Below are 18,094 nucleotides of genomic sequence, written 5' to 3'. Positions count from 1 at the left end.
TTGCGGGCGCGATAGGCGCGATACCCGCAAGATGACCCGACTCGGCGCGAAGGAAGAGGGCGTAGCCTCGAGGGATGACCGAGTACGACCTCATCGTCATCGGGGCCGGCATAGCCGGCGAGAACGTCGCGGACCGCGCCCGCGCGGGCGGACTCTCCGTCGTGATCGTCGAGCGGGAGCTGGTCGGTGGCGACTGCTCCTACTGGGCCTGCATGCCCTCGAAGGCCCTCCTGCGCAGCGCAGCCGCCCTGCGCGCGGCCCGAGCCGTCGGCGGTGCCCGCGAAGCCGTGGCCGGCGAGCTCGATGTCGCCGCCGTCTTCGCCCGCCGCGATGCAACCGTCCACGACTGGAACGACAGCGGTCAGGTCGACTGGCTCGACTCGGTCGGGATCGACCTCGTGCGCGGCGACGCCCGCGTCACCGGCGAGCGCGAGGTGACCGTGGCGGTTCCGGATGGCGGACCCATCGTGCTCACCGCCCGTCACGCCGTCGCCGTGTGCACCGGTTCGGCCGCGATGCTGCCCGACATCCCCGGCCTGCGGGAGGCCGCTCCGTGGGCGAGCCGTGACGCGACGAGCGCGACACAGGCACCGGCGCGACTCGCGATCATCGGCGGCGGGGTCGTCGCTGTCGAGATGGCGACCGCCTACGCCGGTTTCGGCACCCAGGTCACCGTGCTCTCGCGCAGTGGCCTGCTCGGCCACGAGGAGCCCTTCGCGGGCGAGCTCGTGCAGGAGGGCCTCCGCGGGCTCGGCGCGACCGTGCGCACCGGGGTCTCACCGGCATCCGTGCACCGGAACGGGCAGGAGGTCGTGGTCGAGCTCGATGACGGGAGCTCGGTGACCACCGAGGAGCTGCTCGTCGCGACGGGCCGGGTCCCGCGCACGATGGGGCTCGGGCTCGAGGCATTCGACCTTTCGGCTCCGGGCGAAGGCGGCGGGCACGGCGGCGGGTGGCGCGACGGCGACTGGATCGACGTGGACGACACCCTGCGGGTGCACGGGGTCGACTGGCTCTACGCCGTCGGCGACGTCAACCACCGCGCCCTGCTCACCCACCAGGGCAAGTACCAGGCGCGGGCCGCGGGCGACGTCATCGCTGCGCGCGCGAACGGCGAGGAGGTCGACGACGCCCCGTGGGGCCGCCACGTCGCCACCGCCGACCATCGTTCGGTTCCCCAGGTGACCTTCTGCGAGCCGGAGGTCGCCTCGGTCGGGCTGACCGAGAAGGCCGCCCGGGAGGCCGGCCTCGACATCCGCGTCGTCGACTACGACCTCGGCAACCTCGGCGGGGCGAGCCTGCACGCCGACGGCTACACCGGGCGCACCCGCATGGTCGTCGATGAGAGTCGTCAGGTCATCGTCGGCATGACCTTCGTCGGTCCGGATGTCGCCGAACTCGTGCAGGCGGCCACGAACGCCGTCGTCGGCGAGGTGCCGCTCGACCGGCTCTGGCACGCCGTGCCGGCCTATCCGACCGTCAGCGAGGTGTGGCTGCGGCTGCTCGAGGCCTATCGCGGCTGAGGGCTCAGCATGGCGGCGAGTTCCGGCCCGCCGCCGAGGTCGCCGGGTTCAGAGGCTCCCATACACTCCGAGCAGCGCCGTCGCCGACGCCGCCCAGGTGTAGTCGAGCGCGTGGTCGCGAGAGGACTCCGACATCCGCGCGAGCCCCTGCGGGTCGTCGAGCAGGCGAGTGACGGCCTCGGCCCAGTCGCGCGGCTCGCGGGTGTCGACGAGAAGCCCGGAGCGCCCTTCCGCTATCGACTCGACCATGCCGCTCCCCCGGTAGCCGATGACGGGCGTACCGCTAGCGGCCGATTCGAGGGCCACCAGGCCGAAGGTCTCGCTGTGCGAGGGCAGTATCGTCACGGATGCCGCGGTGAACAACTCGGCGAGGCGATCCCGGCCCAGTGCCCCGACGAAGCGCACATCCTCGACGACCCCCAGGTCCTGCGCGAGTGAGCGCAGGTGCGCGGCATAGGCCTCGTCGCCGGGCGTGGCCTCTCCCGCCACGACGAGCACCGGCGCCCATCCGCGCAGTGCATGCAGTTCGGCGAGCGTCCGGATGGCGAGCTCCTGGTCCTTGAGCGGCTGCACCCGGCCCGCTACGACGAGGATGGGGCGGCCGGGTGCGACCGCGAGCGTTTCCCGTACGCGCTCGTCGGCATCCGTGCGGTTGGGGCGGAACAGGTCGACGTCGACTCCGGGCGGGATGACCCACACGCGTTCGGCCGGCGCGCGCACTTCGTCGATGAGCACCGTGGCCTCGGCGGCCGAGCCTGCGACGATCGCGGTCGCCTGCCCGGCGAGGTACTGCTCGGAATGCCGCCTGCGGTCGGGCTCCGGGGTCGAGCCCGGGGCCGGATTCCGCTCCTTGAGCGCGGCGAGCGTGTGAAAGCTCTGCACGAAGGGCAGGCCCAGCTCGAGGGCGACCGGGAGCGTGGCGATGCCGCTCAGCCAGTAGTGCGCGTGGATGAGGTCGTAGCGAGCGTTGCGACGCCCCGCGAGCGTGGCGACGGCCTCACCGAACTCGTCGGAGACCGCCGCGAGCTCGCCACGCGGTATCGGACCCTCCGGACCCGCCGCCAGCTCGTGCAGCACCACCCCGGGTTCAAGCTGCCGCTCGGATGCCGCCCCGTCCGCCCGCGTGAGCAGCTCGACCTCGACACCACGAGCGGCGAGCTCGGTGGCGAGTGACCGCAGCGCGACGTTCATTCCGCCAGCATCGCCCGTTCCCGGCTGCCGGGCCGGAGAGGTGTGCATCGACACGAGGGCGACGCGGGTGGGGATGCCGACCATGCCAACACTGTATTGCCTGGCCTGCTCCCCGACCCGGACCTGCTCCTGCGCGACCGAGCCCTGGAGGTGCTAGAACAGTCAGCATGGCCATCGCCGGATCCCGCTTCGAACGCGGGACGCAGTCCCTCGTGCGGGCGGTGTCCCGCGTGCGATGGTTGCGGGCGGTGCTGCTGAGCCCGGTCATCGCCAGGCCGGGCTACTGGTTCGCGACGGTGTGCGGGCTCATCTGGGGGGCCTCTCTCAGCCTTGGCCGCATCCGACCCCAGGGCGGGGTGATCGTGGCGCGGGGGTGCCCGCGGTGGGCGTTCGGACGCGGGGGTACGACGATCGGCGCGGTCTTCCTCACCCATGACGCGCTCTCTCCCGGTGTGCTCGCACACGAGGCGGTGCACCGTGCACAGTGGAAGAGGTACGGGCTCGCCTTCATCCCGCTCTACATCGCGGCCGGCCAGACCGGGACCGCCAACCGCTTCGAGATCGAGGCCGGGCTGCGCCGCGGCGGTTACGTTCGCTAGCCGACTCGCGCCCTGACACCAACCGCTACCACTGGGGCGGATGCCGCTCCTGCCAGCGCAGGCGTCGCTCGAGCTGTGCGCCGAGGGCCAGCAGCACGTGCTCGCCGCCGGGGCGACCGATGAGCTGCACCCCCATGGGGAGGCCGTCATCCGTCGTGGCGACCGGCAGCGTGATCGCTGGCAGCCCTGACACGTTGAGGAACGAGGTGAACGGCGTGTATTGCACCTGCTGTGCGAAGTTGAGTTCCGCATCGTCCTGGTCGTACCAGCCGATCGGCCGCGGCGTCATCGCGAGCGCCGGCGTCATCACGGCGTCGAACCCCGCGAACTGCCGGATGACGGAGCGTTCGTACAGGGCGAGCGCGGTGAGCGCTTCGGCGAGCTCACGCGCGCTGAGTTCGCGGCCGCGAGCCACGAGCCACTGGGTGAGCGGTTCGAGCAGGGCCAGCTCCTCGCCCTCCGCCGGGATGCTCGCGGCTCCCGCCTGCCAGATCGTGCGGAACGCCGGCGCGTAGCTGTCATCGGGTTCGAGGGCGGTCCGCTCGATCCCGTGCCCGAGTGCGTCGAATTCACGCACCGCGAGGTCGAGCGCCGCGACCGCCTCGGGTGCGATCCGGATGTCGTACGCGTCATCCCAGGGCGAGGTCGTCATGACCCCCAACTGATACCGGCCTTCACCGCGGACCGCGCTGCCGAGCAGCGCTCCACCCTCCCAGCGCGGCGCGCGCAGCGTGAAGGGGTGGTCTCCCCCGGCGATCATCGCATCGAGCAGCATGGCAGCGTCGGCGACCGTGCGCGCGAGGGGTCCGGGCACGACGAGTCCCGCGAGCTTGTCGATGCCGGTGCCGGCCGGGATGAGCCCTCGGGAGGGTTTGATGCCGACGAGCCCTGTCGCGGCGGCCGGAATGCGCACCGAACCCCCGCCGTCGGAGCCGGGGGCGAAGGGCAGGAGCCCGGCGGCGACCGCGACGGCAGCGCCGCCGCTCGAGCCGCCGGGTCCGAGCTCGGTGTCGTAAGGGTTCCGGGCAGGCCCCCCGACGAGGTTCTCGGTGTAGGAGGGGAGACCGAACTCCGGGGTGTTCGTCTTACCGAGGCTCACGCCCCCCGCGGCATCGAGCACCGTCACGAGCTCGTCGGAGACATCCGGGATGTAGTCGGCGAGCAGGCGCGAGCCGTAGGTCGTTCGCACTCCCTTGCGCTGAACGAGATCCTTGTCGGCGAAGGGGAGGCCCCGGAGCGCGGCGGATCGGGGCGCCGCCTCCTCCACCTCGCGCGCGCGGGCGAGGGCGGCATCCGGTGTCACGGTGATGAACGCGCCGAGCTCGCCGTCGAGACGGGCGATGCGGTCGAGATAGTGCGCGACGAGTTCGGGGACCGTGATCTCGCCGCGCTGCAGCCAGTCCCATTGCTCCTGGGCGGTGAGGTGGTGGAGTTCGAACACGCTCCGAGCCTACGCGGCAGACCGTTTCACGACCGAGAGCCGCCGCCGGAGGGAGAACTGCCCTCGCAACGCGTCGCATTCCGGGCACGTTCTCAGGAACGGCTGGCCTAGGATCGGGTGAGTGAGTGAACTTCGTCCCCGAGGGGGCCGCAGGGCGCCAGAGCCGACCATCGCGCGGCACGGTCGGCTGCGCCCACCGGGCCCCGTCGCGACCATCCTGAAGTTCCTGGCTGCCGGCCTCGCCGTCGTTCTCGTGAGCGGTGCGGCGGTCGTCGGCTACGCCGTGTGGGACATCGCGAGCTCCGTGAAACCCGGCGTCGCGCTCATCGGGGAGACCGAGGGGCCTGCACCCGATATCGGCGCGATCGAGGGCGGCGTGAACATGCTCCTCGTCGGAAGCGACAGTGGTGAAGGGGACCCCGCATACGGGCGGCGAGGCGAACACCTCAACGACGTGACGATCCTGCTCCACATCTCCGCCGACCACACCAACGCGACGGTCGTGAGCTTCCCGCGCGACCTGTTCGTGCGGATCCCCTCCTGCCCGAAGGTCGACGGCAGCGGCAACTGGGGCTCCCAGTCCTCCGCCAAGATCAATGTCGCCCTCTCCTACGGCGGTCTCGCCTGCGTGGTGGAGACGGTCAAAGAGGTCACCGGCCTCGACATACCGTTCGCCGCGAAGATCGAGTTCAACGGCGTCATCGAGATGTCGAATGCGATCGGCGGCGTGACGGTGTGTGTCGCGAGCGCGATTCACGACGGCCAGATCGGGCTCGACCTCGCTGCCGGGCCGCAAACGCTCAAGGGCTGGAACGCCCTCATGTTCCTCCGCAGCCGCTACGGCGTCAACGGTGGTACCGACCTCGCGCGGATCAGCAACCAGCAGGTGTTCATGTCGGCGCTCGTGCGCCAGGTCAAGGCCCGCGAGACCCTCACCGATCCCATCAAGGTCTACGGGCTCGCCAAGGCAGCCGTCGACAACATGGAGGTCTCCAACAGCCTCCGCAATCCACTCACCCTGGCGTCGATCGCGCTCGCGCTCAAGGACATCCCGGCCGAGAACATCCAGCTCATCCAGTACCCGTCCCGGTTCGGCAACAGCAACGGCCAGGGGGGCGTGCTTCCCATCCAGGATGCCGCGGACAAGCTGTTCGCGGCGATCGCCGCCGACCTGCCTGTGCAGATAACCGGCTCGACTGGCCCTGGGGCCTCCCTCGACCCGAACGCGACGACTCCGCCGGCCGACCCGAGCGCAACGGGGGCACCCTCCGACCCTGCGACACCTCCACTCGCCAACGTGGTTCCACTGCCTTCAACGATCACCGGCCAGTCCTCCGCTCAGCAGACCTGCTCGGAGGGGCAGACCTACCGACCATAACGGTCCAGGCGATCCCGCTATTCGAGTTCGGCCCGAAGCTCGGTGACGAGCCGGTCGAAGGCGACCGGCGCGGCTTCGATGACCTTGCGGCCGGTGAACCTGCCGAACCGGTGCGCCGTCTCCGCGACATTGAGCAGGGTGTACTCGAGGTTCGACCCCGTCGCGTCCGGCACCACGCGGTACTCCGCGCGGTACCACCAGCCGCCCTGGGAGATGACGAGCCAGGCCGAGGGGTCTGCCGTGAACATGCTCTGGGCATCCGGGCCGGGATCCTCGCGAGCGACGATCGCCTCGAACACGGCCCTCGGCCTCGCCCGGATGTGCGCGCGGAACTCGTGGAGCACCTCGGCGTGCTCCGGGCGCGTGCGGGGCGCCTCAGGCACGGTCCGAGCCCGGCGCGACCGCCACAAGACCCAGCTCGACTCCGCTGGTGAGCCCCGGATGCCGCGGGAGAACCCGCACCGTGTACCCGAAGCTCCCCGCCTTCGCCAGCGGAACGGACCCGGCGAATCGGGCCGAATCGGCATCCGGGGGCATCGCACCCGAGGGCCCCGATTCATCGGGTTCGAGGGCGAGCCGTTCGGGGGCGAGGAGGTCGTCGTCGGAGCGGACCGAGCCGTGGAGGAGCTGGACCGTGACGTCGTCGATGGAGAGTCCGCCCAGGTGCACCTGGGCGCGGACGTGCAACTCGTCGCCGACCTGCGGGACGGCGTCCACTCCCCCGGATTCGACATTGCCGACGCTCACAGCAGGCCAGGCCTGTACGATCCTCTGCCGCCAGGCCGCGAGCTCCCTGGCGCCCTTCGCATCCTCCGCCGTGAGGACGCGGGTGGAGGCGGCCGCCGGAACGTAGAGACGCTCGACGTACTCCCGCACCATGCGGTCGGCGCTCAGCTGTGGTGACAGGGTGGAGAGGGTGTGCCGGATCGACTCGACCCACCTCGTCGGAACGCCGTCCTCCCCGCGGTCGTAGAACCTCGGCGCCACCTGATGCTCGATGAGGTCGTACAGGGCGCCCGCCTCGAGAGCGTCGCGCTCGGCCGAGTCGCCCGCAGCATCCGCGCTCGGGATGGCCCAGCCGTTCTCCCCGTCGAAGAACTCGGCCCACCATCCGTCGAGGATCGAGAGGTTGAGCGAACCGTTCATCGCGGCCTTCATTCCGCTCGTCCCGCACGCCTCGAGGGGGCGGAGCGGGTTGTTGAGCCAGACGTCGGTGCCCGGGTAGAGGGTCTGGGCCATCCCGATGTCGTAGTTGGGCAGGAAGACCAGCCGCCCCCGGATCGCCGGCTCGTTCGCGAACCGCACGAGCCGCTGGATGAGGCGCTTGCCTTCATCGTCGGCCGGATGCGACTTGCCGGCCACGACGATCTGCACCGGCCGCTCGGGGTCGAGCAGGATCGAGCGGAGCCGGTCCTCGTCATGGAGCATGAGCGTGAGGCGCTTGTAGGTGGGGACGCGGCGCGCGAACCCGATCGTGAGGGTGTCCGGATCGAGCAGCGTCGAGTACCAGGCCGGCGGCACCGCGCCCGGGTGCTGGGCGGTCCAGGCGGCGGTCATGCGCCGGCGCGCGTCGTCGACGAGCTTCGCGCGGAGTTCGCCGCGCAGGCTCCAGAGGTCGGCATCCGTCACCGCGTCGGAGAGCCAGTCGCAGGCCGTCGTGTCGGTGGTCTCGAGCTTCTCGGCCGCGAGCCGGGTGACCGCGCGATCCGTCCAGGTCGGTGCGTGCACGCCGTTCGTGATGGAGGCGATCGGCACCTCTTCGCTGTCGAATCCGGGCCAGAGCGAGCCGAACATCCGCCTGCTGACCTCGCCGTGCAGCTTCGAGACGCCGTTGGCGCGCTGGGCGAGGCGCAGGCCCATGACGGCCATGTTGAAGGTGTCCTCCGTGCCGCCCTCGTAGTCCTCCGCACCGAGCGCGAGCACATCGGCGACGGCGACGCCGGGCAGCAGCGAGGTGGAGAAGTACCGTTCGACGAGGTCCGCCTCGAACCGGTCGATCCCGGCAGGAACCGGCGTGTGGGTGGTGAATACCGTGCTGGCGCGCACGACCTCGAGCGCTGCGGCGAAGTTCAGGCCGCCGCCGATGAGGTTGCTGATGCGCTCGAGACCGAGGAACCCGGCATGGCCCTCGTTGGTGTGGAACACCTCGGGCAGCGGGGTTCCGGTCAGGCGAGCGTGGAGGTCGATCGCGCGCACGCCGCCGATGCCCAACAGCAGCTCCTGGAGCAGCCGGTGCTCTCCCCCACCGCCGTAGAGGCGGTCGGTCACCGATCGCAGGCTGTCCTCGTTCTCGGGGATGTCCGAGTCGAGCAGGAGGAGGGTGACGCGCCCGACCGCGACCTGCCAGATCCGCGCGTGGAGTGCGCGATCGTCGGGAAGGGCGAGCACAACGCGCGCGGCGGTGCCGTCCGGATGCCGCAGCACGGTGAGCGGGAGCCCGTCCGGGTCGAGCACCGGGTACGACTCCTGCTGCCAGCCGTCCGAGGAGATGGCCTGCGCGAAATAACCGGAACGGTAGAAGAGGCCGGCCGCAATGACGGGGACGCCGAGGTCGGAAGCGCTCTTCAGGTGGTCCCCGGCGAGAATGCCGAGGCCGCCGGAGTACTGCGGGAGGGCGGCGGCGATGCCGAATTCGGGCGAGAGGTAGGCGATCGACTGCGGGACGCCATCCGGGAGCGACTGATACCAGCGCGGCTTGCCGAGGTAGTCGTGGAGGTCGTCCCGGAGTGCGTTGGCGCGGGCGATGAGGCGCTCGTCGTCGGCGAGTTCGGCGATGCGTGCGGCATCGAGCGTGCCGAGCACCGCGATCGGATCGTGGCCGGTCGCCTCCCAGGCGGGCGGCGAGAGCTGCTCGAAGAGTTCGCGGGTGGGGAGGTGCCAGGACCAGCGCAGGTTGGTGGCGAGCTCGTCCAGCGCGTCGAGCGACTCCGGCAGGACGGGCTGGACGGTAAACCTTCTGATGGCCTTCACGTCGATCAAGCCTAGGCGCAGTTCCCGGTGAGGTTGTGAACGCGGCGCGGGGCTCAGGGCCGGACCGGGTCCACCGTTTCCGAACGCTCCCTCCGGCGCTCCCGCTCGCGGCGGCGCTTGCGGGCGGAGGCGATGCTGCTCGCGACGGCGTATCCGGCATAGAGGAAGAGCCCACCGGCGATGACGGGGATGATCCAGACACGGCTCTCGCCGTTGACCGCGGTGTTGACCCAACCCAGGTACGGGATGCTGTACCAGACCTCGCCGCGCACCTGGACCGGCCGCACGGGTTTCTCGTCGGCGACGGCGTTCGCGTCGCCCCTGGTGGTGAACTCCCTGGAGCCGTCCGACGCCGTGGTGATGGAGACCACCCGATGGGTGACCACGACATCCTTGCCTGACTCGAGCTGGTAGGTGATGGGTGTGCCGACCCGGATGTCCTCGGCGTCGATCGGTTTGACGACGATGAGTGTTCCCGGAGGGTAGGTCGGGGTCATCGAGCCGGTCAGCACGGTCATCGGCGTGGCCCCCGTGGCGGCGGGCACCACGATCGCGAGCACCCCGATGAGCGCGACGAACGCCAGCAGCCCGGCGCTCAGACCCCATCCGAGGTAGCCGAGCAGGCCGCGCGAGGCCTTCGTCGGCCTGGCTGCACGTCTGCTCGCTTCGTGGCGTCCGCTCACTCTTCCGCCTCCCTGCGTCGTTTCGCGGCGACCAGGAGGAAGAGGCCGACGCCGAGGAGCGATGCTGCTCCGATGACGAACGGGAGAGGCAACGTCGAACCGGTCATGGCGAGCGGGATGTCGCCGTCGCCACCGGTGACTCGGAGGCTGATTCCGCTGTTGCCGCACGAGGTGGGCGGAAGCTGAGCGGCGGAGTCGGTCAAGCCGACCCGGAGGGCGAACGTCGCCGTTCCGCCCTGCCCGGAGAGCCCGTCGAGGTCGCCGAGGGCGAGCGTGGCCGACACCTGAACGGTACCGCCCGGCGAGAGCAGGTCGCCCTCGGTGAGCACCCGGCACGACTGGACCGCGGCGAGCGCGACCGGGGCCCCCGGATGCGCTGTCGTGCCGGCACTGACCGTGATGGCGTCGGCGAGGACGGGGTCCGAGACGGTGACCATCGCGATCGCGATCCGCAGAGCGGCGGGCACCGGTCCGGCATTGCGGACCCAGAATTCGGTCGCCTGGCTGTCGCCCGGCACGGAGATGGCGATCTGGTCGAACAGGCCGCCGGGAAGCGCTGCGGCGTACGTCACGCCATCCGGACTCACCTGGATGCCGTCGGCCGGCGCGGCGTACGCGGGCGCAGGCCACGAGGCGGCGAGCGCCATCGCGACCACCAGGGCGACGGCAGGGCCCCCGATCCACGGCGAGGGCGTCCTGGCAAGGCGCAGCATCATCGGCAATCGAGGTAGTGGTAGGGGCCGGATGCGCCGCCCGTCCGCACCCTCAGCCCGGAGGTGGCGACGACGATCCCTGCGCTGGTGATCGCCCGCACCGGGTAGGCGCCGTTGCCGAGGTCGAACGGTGGGTTTCCGCTGATCACCGCGCTCGTCCCGGTGTAGTAGGCCCCGCCGTTCAGATCCTGCCAGGTGGACCCGCCCGTGTCGATCTGCAGTCGGTACTCCGCCGGCGTGGAGCTGAAGGTGAAGTGGACGGTCCGTTCGGCCGACACGCCGTCTCCCTCGCAGGTCATGGAGACCGGTGCCGGGGCTGTGCAACTGAGCGCACCGGCGGTCTTCCAGAGGTTGACGCCGCCCGCGGTGAGCAGGTTGGCGAGCCACAGTGCGCGCACGTCGTACTGACCGTCGGCGCCGGTGATCGCCGCGGGCAGGATGGTGATGGCGGTGACGCCCGTCGCGACGTCTCCGACGCCGCTCCAGATGCTGTCGGTGCTCGGCTTGACCTGGAAGTCGTAGGTGTCGATGGCGTCGCCGGACCAGGAGAACGTGACCCCGCCGCCGGCTGCAGAACTGCAGGCGAGTGCGATCGACGGTACGTCGACAGCGACCTGGGTGAGTGAATAGCTCTGACCCACCGACCCGTCGCACACCGCCTGTGCGTACTCGGCCTCCGGGCCGTAGACGGACGTGTCGTTCACCTGCAGGCACAGGCCGCTCGCCCGGTTGACGAGCTGGTAGACGTCGGTCGCGCGCAGCTGGAGCTGCCACTCCTGGCTGAGTCGCGCGGTGAGTGCCGTCTGGACGTCCACCGCGGCGAGTGTCGCGGTCGAGCCCCCCGTGACATCCATTCGGATGGTCTGCTCGTGGCGGGGCGTGATGTCGTAGTAGTCGCCGCTCGCCCGGGTGAACTTCCACTGCTGGTTGTAGCCGTCGCTCACGTCGCCGGTCTTGCAGGCGTAGTCGATGACTCCGGTTCCCGGGACGGTCGAGGCGCCGTACACGTCGACGCAGTTGTCCGTCCCGAGGTTCCTGATCTGGTACCAGGTGTTCGGCGTTGGACCGTATGCCGGGAAGATCCAGGCGGTCGTCTGCGTCGTGGAGGCGCCGGTGGACCGAGACCAGTTGCCGACCTTCAGGATCGCCGAGATGTTCGGCTGGATCGCGAGCGCACCGGTGGCCGATGCCAGGTCGCCGCGTTCGGCTGCGGTCACCCGCAGGCAGTAGCCCTGTGCGGACCCCGCGACCAGCGTGCCAACGATGGGCGATGCGGTCGTGGCGACCGTGTCCCAGCGACCGGTCACGGCTCCGGACGGCGGAGTCGCAACGCCGGCGCAGCCGGAGGCGTCCGTGGTCGGCCAGACCGTGACGGTGAGCCGGGAGGCGAGCACCGCCGATCCTGTATAGCCGAGGCTCAACTCGAAGGTGCCGGGGGTGGTGCTCGTCGTATCGGTGTCGTTGGCGACCGTGACGCTGCCGGTCGTCGTCATGAGGTGGTTCTGGAAGACGAAGGCGTTGGAGTCGAATCCCGCCGTCGTGATGGTCAGGCTCGCCGCGCTCGCGGTGCTCGTCGCCGCGGCCCCGGCGGTGCAGGCCGCATAGCTGATGCCGCTGCCGGCCAGGAGAAGGAAGGTCGTGATGCCCGCGATGAGCCCGCGGCGGGTCGCGCGCCGGCGCCGGCGTGCCGAGGATCGGGTGCGCATCCGCTGGGTACCCATGATCACGACTCCGTCGCCGCGGTGAAGGTGATGGTGAAATCCTGACCCGTGCCCTGCACGGTGTCGGCGACCCCCGCCGGCATGGTGGTCTGGAGGCAGACGACGGATGCCTCACCCGCCGCGAAGACGCCCAGGTCGGTCGGGCTCACGGTCGAGCTCGGGCCGGCGATCGGGGCGGCCGGAGGCGCCGGGCACCCTCCCCTGGCCAGATGGACGAGCAGGGCGCCGAAGGGCCCGCTCGTTTCGGCGGTCACGGTGCTGGCGGCGGTACCGGTGTTCTCGAGTGTGACCTCCTGCGACACCACATCGCCGGGCAGGAGCTTCGACCACGCCGCACCGCCCAGCGCATAGCTCGACTGGTTGTTGACGGTGAGATCGACCGAGGCGCTCGAGATGGTCCCGCCGCTCATCGTGGCCGCACTGGTCCACATGGCGTAGGTGCCGCCGGCGGCGACGACTGCGACGATGCTCGCCCCCGCGATGGCGGCGGACGAGGCGAGCATGCCGCCGACCGTGATCGCGGTGCGTCGTACAGGCTTCTGGTGCGCACGATGGCGCGGTTCGCATGAGTTTCTGGGCATGACATCACCTCCTCGGGTCGGGTGGTCTTCGGGTGCCCGGTGGTGGATACGGGATTCGGACTCCCGCATCCACCACCCCGGCGTACTAGACGACCTGGGTCAGGACGACCGACATGTTCGCGAGCACGACCGACCCCAGCTGAGCGGCGTTGTCAGTCGTGGATGTGCCGTCCGGCCAGGTGATCGTGACGGCGACATCCACGGTCTGCGTGCCCGCATTCGCCGTGACGGTGCTGGTGGTGACGCTGTCCACCGTGAACACGGCGCTCGAGCTGAGGAGGGCCGCCAGTGCGACATCCTCGGAATCGGACGATGCAGGGGTGATGGATGTCGGGGCGAGTGCGAGAGTCGCCGACAGGTTGTCCCCGGTCGCCATGAGCGTGAAGGTATCGGTGTAGGTGAGTGCATCGCCGGGAACCGCGAGGAACGTCGCGAGGTCGACCGGATCGCCGTCGGCGTCCGTCCACACCCCGCCATCCGGGTCAGCCGTGATCTGCAGCTGGCCGGCGTTGATGGTGCCACCGGCGAGCGAGGTGGAGTCGTTCCAGTACGCGAGCGAGCCCGCGCCTCCGAGAAGAAGGGCGATTCCGGCTGCGCCGGCAATCGCTGCCTTGGTGAGCTTGTTCATTGGTGTGTCCTGTTCGGGTCAGGACCCGTGCACGCAGCATCCACTGAAGCTGGAAGCCCGCTTTCGGGTCGCGGGTTATGCAATGTTCGCGGCCGGCAGGGTAACCGTCCGCTGTGTTCAAGGAACCGGGTTCGAGTCGTAGTGCTCGATTCGCCCCCGAATGAATCCCCCACCGAAAACGGTATTCGGTCGGCATAATGGCGGACAAGACCTGTACCCCACCCAAAACGAGTCACACCACCTCGGGGGCCTGTCCGATGCTCGGCCAGTGCCGGCCGCCGATCCGGCACGAGGCAATCTGCCGCTGACACACGCGTTTTCGAGCCTGGTTCGCTACGGTCGAAGTGTGAGCGCTGCACACCAGCCACCCGAATACCGGCCGACGTCGGGACGGATCCCGATCCGCCCGCTCTCCCCGCGCCAGCCGGATGACCGCCGGCCCGCCAAAGCCTGGGACGGCGAGGTCGTCCCCTTCCGCGCGACCATCTTCAAGGACGGCCACGACGAGCTCAGGGCGGCGCTCCTGCTGACCGCGCCCTCCGGCGCGACCTCGACTCACCGGATGCGCCTGGCCGGGAAGGGCACGGATCTCTGGGAGGTCGCGGTGCAGCTCGAGGAGACCGGAGACTGGCAGTATCGCATCCAGGCCTGGACCGACGACTGGGCCACCTGGCTGCACGCCGCCGAAACCAAGGTCCCTGCGGGCGTGGACGTGCAGCTCATGCTCGCGACCGGCGCAGTCCTCCTGCACCGTGCCGACAATGCGCGACCGGGCAACCCGGTGATCACGAGCGCCTTCCACGCACTCGCGAACGTCGCCGCAGCACCGGCTGATCGTCTGGCCGCAGCCGCCGACGCGAAGCTCGCCGCCGAGCTCGACGCGCATCCGCTCGTCTCGACCGAGACGGAGAGCGAGGAGTTCACGGTGAGGGTCGAACGCGCTCGCGCCGGGGTCGGCAGCTGGTATGAGTTCTTCCCCCGCTCGGAGGGCGCGAGGCAGAACAAGGACGGCAGCTGGCGAAGCGGCACCTTCTTGACCGCAGCGCGGCGCCTTCCGGCGATCGCCTCCATGGGTTTCGACGTCGTCTACCTCCCACCCATCCACCCGATCGGCACGAGCTTTCGCAAAGGCCCCAATAACGCGCTCACAGCAGGCCCCCACGACCCCGGCTCTCCCTGGGCGATCGGCTCGCCGGAGGGCGGCCACGACGCCATCCATCCCGACCTCGGCAGCGAGGAGGACTTCCGGGAGTTCCTGGCGACCGCGAAGGCCAACAACCTCGAGGTCGCCCTCGACCTCGCCCTCCAGTGCTCCCCCGACCACCCCTGGGTGCTCGATCATCCGGAGTGGTTCACGACGCTCGTCGACGGGAGCATCGCCTACGCCGAGAACCCGCCCAAGAAGTACCAGGACATCTACCCGCTCAACTTCGACAACGACGAGAAGGGGCTGCGCGAGGAGGTCCTGCGAGTCCTCGAGCACTGGATCGACCTCGGCGTCCGCATCTTCCGCGTCGACAACCCGCACACCAAACCGCTGCGGTTCTGGGAGTGGCTGCTGCACGAGGTGAGGGTCGCGCATCCGGATGTCGTGTTCCTCGCCGAGGCCTTCACCCGTCCTGCCCCCCTGCGCGCGCTCGCACAGGTCGGTTTCCAGCAGTCCTACACCTACTTCACCTGGCGCAACACGAAGAAGGAGCTCGCGGACTACCTCGCGGAGCTCTCACACGAGTCGAGCGACTACCTGCGCCCCAACCTGTTCGTCAACACCCCGGACATCCTCACCGAATACCTGCAGTTCGGCGGGGTGCCCGCCTATAAGGTCCGGGCCGCGATCGCTGCGACGGGGAGCCCGAGCTGGGGGGTGTACTCGGGTTACGAACTCATCGAGAACGTCGCGCGGCCCGGCTCCGAGGAGAACATCGACAACGAGAAGTACGAGTACCGGCCGCGCGAGTGGGCGAAGGCGGAGAAGAGCGGGGCGTCGATCGCCCCCTACCTGCGACAGCTCAACCGGGTCCGCTCCGAGCATCCGGCGCTGCGCCAGCTCAGGAACCTCGAGGTGCACTGGAGCGACGACGAGGCGATCCTCGTCTACAGCAAGCACCTGGCCGCAGAGTTCGTGCGCAGCGGTCGCAGCGACACCATCATCGTCGTGGCGAACGTCGACCCGCACTCGGTGCGGGAGACGACCATCCATCTGGACCTCGAGCGGCTCGATCCCGAGCGATTCGGGCTCGACATGGTCGATGCGGGGATGGATGCGCGCTTCGAGGTGACCGACCTGATCACCAGACAACGCTTCGAGTGGGGCCGCGACAACTATGTGCGGCTGGATGCCTTCACCGAGCCCGTGCACATCCTGCGGGTCGAGCCCCCGAAGGCGCGCTGATGGTGAGCGGACGCGAGCCGAAAGCCGTCGGCCGCCCCGCGCGTGCGCCCGCCCTGCCCATCCCCTCCCACAGCGAACTCGCGGCGATCGCCGCCGGGCGGCATCCGCAACCCCACGCCGTTCTCGGCCAGCACGCTCTCGACCAGCGCGACGTCAACGGGGGCGGCTGGGTCGTGAGAGCCAGGCGGCCGCTCGCGAAGACCGTCACGGCCATCCGGGCGAACGGAACGCGCATCGCGCTGAGGCACCTTGGCGAAGGTATCTGGCAGGGTCGAGCCCGCGGCAGGGGGCAGTCGTACACGCTCGAGGCGACCTATGAGTCCGGCCCGGACTGGGTCACCGAGGACCCGTACCGGTTCGTTCCCTCGGTCGGGGAGGTCGACCTGTACCTGTTCGGCGAGGGCAGGCACGAACAGCTCTGGCATGTGCTCGGGGCTCATCACCGACCGCACGAGGGCATCGACGGTACGTCATTCTCGGTGTGGGCACCGCACGCACAGGCCGCGAGGGTGGTCGGAGACTTCAACGACTGGGACGGCGCGGGGCACGCCATGCGGCGCCTCGACGACAACGGCGTGTGGGAGCTCTTCGTCCCCGCCGTCGGACCGGGCACCACGTACAAGTTCGAACTGCTCACACCGGCCGGCGTCTGGGTGCTGCGGGCCGACCCGATGGCGAGATACACCGAGGTCCCGCCGGCGACGGCGTCGAAGGTGGGCGAATCCCGGTACGACTGGGCGGACTCGGCCTGGCTCACCGAGCGCGCCGACCGGAACCCGCTCGACGGCCCGATGAGCGTCTACGAGGTGCACCTGGGGTCGTGGCGGCCTGGGCTCGGCTACCGCGAGCTCGCCACGGAGCTCGTCGATCACGTGACCTCGCTCGGCTACACCCATGTGGAGTTCATGCCGCTCGCCGAGCACCCCTACGGGGGCTCGTGGGGCTATCAGGTGACCGGCTACTACGCGCCGACGAGCCGGTTCGGGCATCCGGACGATCTGCGCGGGCTCATCGACCGGCTGCACGCGGCCGGTATCGGCGTCATCATGGACTGGGTCCCGGCGCACTTCCCGAAGGACGAGTGGGCGCTCGCCCGCTTCGACGGAGAACCGCTCTATGAGCACAGGGATCCACGCCGGGGCCAACAGCCCGACTGGGGCACGCTCGTCTTCGACTTCGGACGGTCGCAGGTGCGCAACTTCCTCGTCGCGAACGCGCTGTACTGGCTCGAGGAGTTCCACATCGACGGGCTGCGCGTCGACGCCGTCGCCTCGATGCTCTACCTCGACTATTCCCGCAAACACGGCGAGTGGACGCCGAACCGCTTCGGCGGGCGGGAGAACCTCGAGGCGATCGACCTGCTCAAGGAGGTCAACGCGACCGCCTACAAGCGCAATCCGGGCATCGTGATGATCGCCGAGGAGTCGACGGCCTTCCCCGGCGTGACCGCGCCGACGGATGCCGGAGGGCTCGGCTTCGGCCTCAAATGGAACATGGGCTGGATGCACGACAGCCTGCAGTACATGGCGGTCGATCCTCTCTACCGCTCGCACCATCACGGCGAGCTCACCTTCAGCATGGTCTACGCCTACAGCGAGAACTTCCTGCTGCCGATCAGCCACGACGAGGTCGTGCACGGGAAGGGTTCGCTCCTGCACAAGATGCCGGGCGACCAGTGGCAGAAGCTCGCGAACATGCGGGCCTACCTGGCCTTCCAGTGGGCGCATCCGGGCAAGCAGCTGCTGTTCATGGGCCAGGAGTTCGGCCAGCCGTCGGAGTGGAGCGAAGAGCGCGGTCTCGACTGGTGGATCCTCGAACAGCCGGTGCACCGGGGTCTGCAGGCGCTCGTCGCCCAGCTCAACCGGGTCTACCGCGCCGAGCCGGCGCTCTGGCAGCGCGACCACGACCCCGGCGGCTTCGAGTGGCTCGTGGGCGATGACGCCGCCAACACTGTGATCGCGTTCCTGCGCTGGTCGGCGGCGGGCGACCCGGTCGCGGTGATCGTGAACTTCTCCGGCAACCCGGTCGGCCCCTACCGCCTCGGTCTCCCGGTCGCCGGCGAGTGGGTCGAGCTCCTCAACACGGATGCCGTGGAGTTCGGCGGCTCGGGCGTCGGCAATCTCGGCACGATCGTCGCGAACTCAGAGCCCCACGCCGGGCGGCCGGCGTCCGCCGAGCTCACGCTTCCGCCGCTCGCCGCCCTCTGGCTGACCCCGCGTCACTGAGCTGAGGCGGCCTCCGGACCCATCCGGTAGGCGACGACTCCGGTGACGG

The 18,094-nt window shown here is 69.9% G+C and carries 14 protein-coding genes; 5 read left to right on the top strand and 9 right to left on the bottom strand.

Features of this window, described 5'->3' with window-relative positions; all coding sequences use genetic code 11:
- Positions 1 to 74: 74 nt before the first annotated feature.
- Positions 75 to 1,523: a dihydrolipoyl dehydrogenase family protein gene (locus ABD678_RS07685; protein ID WP_344755365.1), complete on the top strand. Its 1,449-nt coding sequence runs from the start codon at positions 75 to 77 to the stop codon at positions 1,521 to 1,523.
- A 48-nt stretch (positions 1,524 to 1,571) separates the two neighbouring features.
- Here the strand turns inward: ABD678_RS07685 and ABD678_RS07680 are convergent, their stop codons facing one another.
- Positions 1,572 to 2,798 carry a glycosyltransferase gene (locus tag ABD678_RS07680; protein WP_344755363.1) on the bottom strand — a complete coding sequence of 409 codons (1,227 nt, stop codon included), beginning with the start codon at positions 2,796 to 2,798 and terminating at the stop codon, positions 1,572 to 1,574.
- 83 nt (positions 2,799 to 2,881) lie between these two features.
- On the opposite strand from ABD678_RS07680, the gene ABD678_RS07675 reads away from it, so the two are divergent.
- Positions 2,882 to 3,313, top strand: a complete 432-nt coding sequence (locus ABD678_RS07675; RefSeq protein WP_344755361.1) for a hypothetical protein — start codon at positions 2,882 to 2,884, stop codon at positions 3,311 to 3,313.
- A 25-nt stretch (positions 3,314 to 3,338) separates the two neighbouring features.
- Here ABD678_RS07675 and ABD678_RS07670 read toward each other — a convergent pair whose 3' ends face one another.
- Entirely contained in the window at positions 3,339 to 4,754 is a 1,416-nt protein-coding gene (locus tag ABD678_RS07670) for an amidase (protein ID WP_344755359.1), read from the bottom strand.
- 121 nt (positions 4,755 to 4,875) lie between these two features.
- Here ABD678_RS07670 and ABD678_RS07665 point away from each other — a divergent pair, with 121 nt between their 5' ends.
- Positions 4,876 to 6,132, top strand: coding sequence for an LCP family protein (locus ABD678_RS07665; protein WP_344755357.1), 1,257 nt, complete (start codon positions 4,876 to 4,878; stop codon positions 6,130 to 6,132).
- Between the two features lie 17 nt (positions 6,133 to 6,149).
- On the opposite strand, the gene ABD678_RS07660 is transcribed toward ABD678_RS07665, so the two are convergent.
- The 7 genes from ABD678_RS07660 to ABD678_RS07630 all read right to left on the bottom strand — a co-directional run bounded on the left by ABD678_RS07660 (position 6,150) and on the right by ABD678_RS07630 (position 13,428).
- Positions 6,150 to 6,515 carry a hypothetical protein gene (locus ABD678_RS07660; protein ID WP_344755355.1) on the bottom strand — a complete coding sequence of 122 codons (366 nt, stop codon included), beginning with the start codon at positions 6,513 to 6,515 and terminating at the stop codon, positions 6,150 to 6,152.
- Entirely contained in the window at positions 6,508 to 9,102 is a 2,595-nt protein-coding gene (gene glgP / locus ABD678_RS07655) for an alpha-glucan family phosphorylase (RefSeq protein ID WP_344755353.1), read from the bottom strand. Before glgP ends, ABD678_RS07660 begins: the two co-directional genes overlap by 8 nt.
- A 53-nt stretch (positions 9,103 to 9,155) precedes the next feature.
- Positions 9,156 to 9,785, bottom strand: coding sequence for a signal peptidase I (locus tag ABD678_RS07650; RefSeq protein WP_344755351.1), 630 nt, complete (start codon positions 9,783 to 9,785; stop codon positions 9,156 to 9,158).
- Positions 9,782 to 10,498 carry a hypothetical protein gene (locus ABD678_RS07645; RefSeq protein WP_344755349.1) on the bottom strand — a complete coding sequence of 239 codons (717 nt, stop codon included), beginning with the start codon at positions 10,496 to 10,498 and terminating at the stop codon, positions 9,782 to 9,784. Before ABD678_RS07645 ends, ABD678_RS07650 begins: the two co-directional genes overlap by 4 nt.
- Positions 10,498 to 12,219 (bottom strand): RICIN domain-containing protein, encoded by a 1,722-nt coding sequence (locus tag ABD678_RS07640; RefSeq protein WP_344755347.1) that lies wholly within the window; start codon positions 12,217 to 12,219, stop codon positions 10,498 to 10,500. The genes ABD678_RS07645 and ABD678_RS07640 overlap by 1 nt, the downstream gene beginning before the upstream one ends.
- A gap of 2 nt (positions 12,220 to 12,221) precedes the next feature.
- Positions 12,222 to 12,800 carry a TasA family protein gene (locus ABD678_RS07635; protein WP_344755345.1) on the bottom strand — a complete coding sequence of 193 codons (579 nt, stop codon included), beginning with the start codon at positions 12,798 to 12,800 and terminating at the stop codon, positions 12,222 to 12,224.
- Between the two features lie 85 nt (positions 12,801 to 12,885).
- Complete coding sequence (locus ABD678_RS07630) at positions 12,886 to 13,428, bottom strand: alternate-type signal peptide domain-containing protein (RefSeq protein ID WP_344755343.1); 543 nt, start codon at positions 13,426 to 13,428, stop codon at positions 12,886 to 12,888.
- 346 nt (positions 13,429 to 13,774) lie between these two features.
- Here ABD678_RS07630 and ABD678_RS07625 point away from each other — a divergent pair, with 346 nt between their 5' ends.
- Together ABD678_RS07625 and glgB are read left to right on the top strand one after the other, a co-directional pair.
- Positions 13,775 to 15,820, top strand: coding sequence for an alpha-1,4-glucan--maltose-1-phosphate maltosyltransferase (locus tag ABD678_RS07625; protein WP_344755341.1), 2,046 nt, complete (start codon positions 13,775 to 13,777; stop codon positions 15,818 to 15,820).
- Entirely contained in the window at positions 15,820 to 18,045 is a 2,226-nt protein-coding gene (gene glgB / locus ABD678_RS07620) for a 1,4-alpha-glucan branching protein GlgB (protein WP_425561957.1), read from the top strand. Before ABD678_RS07625 ends, glgB begins: the two co-directional genes overlap by 1 nt.
- The last annotated feature ends 49 nt before the right edge of the window (positions 18,046 to 18,094 follow it).

It is taken from the genome of Leifsonella bigeumensis (assembly GCF_039537265.1).
GTDB lineage: Bacteria > Actinomycetota > Actinomycetes > Actinomycetales > Microbacteriaceae > Terrimesophilobacter > Terrimesophilobacter bigeumensis.
The sequence above is the reverse complement of the archived record's forward strand: the minus strand, read 5'-3'. Positions and strand labels throughout refer to the sequence as shown.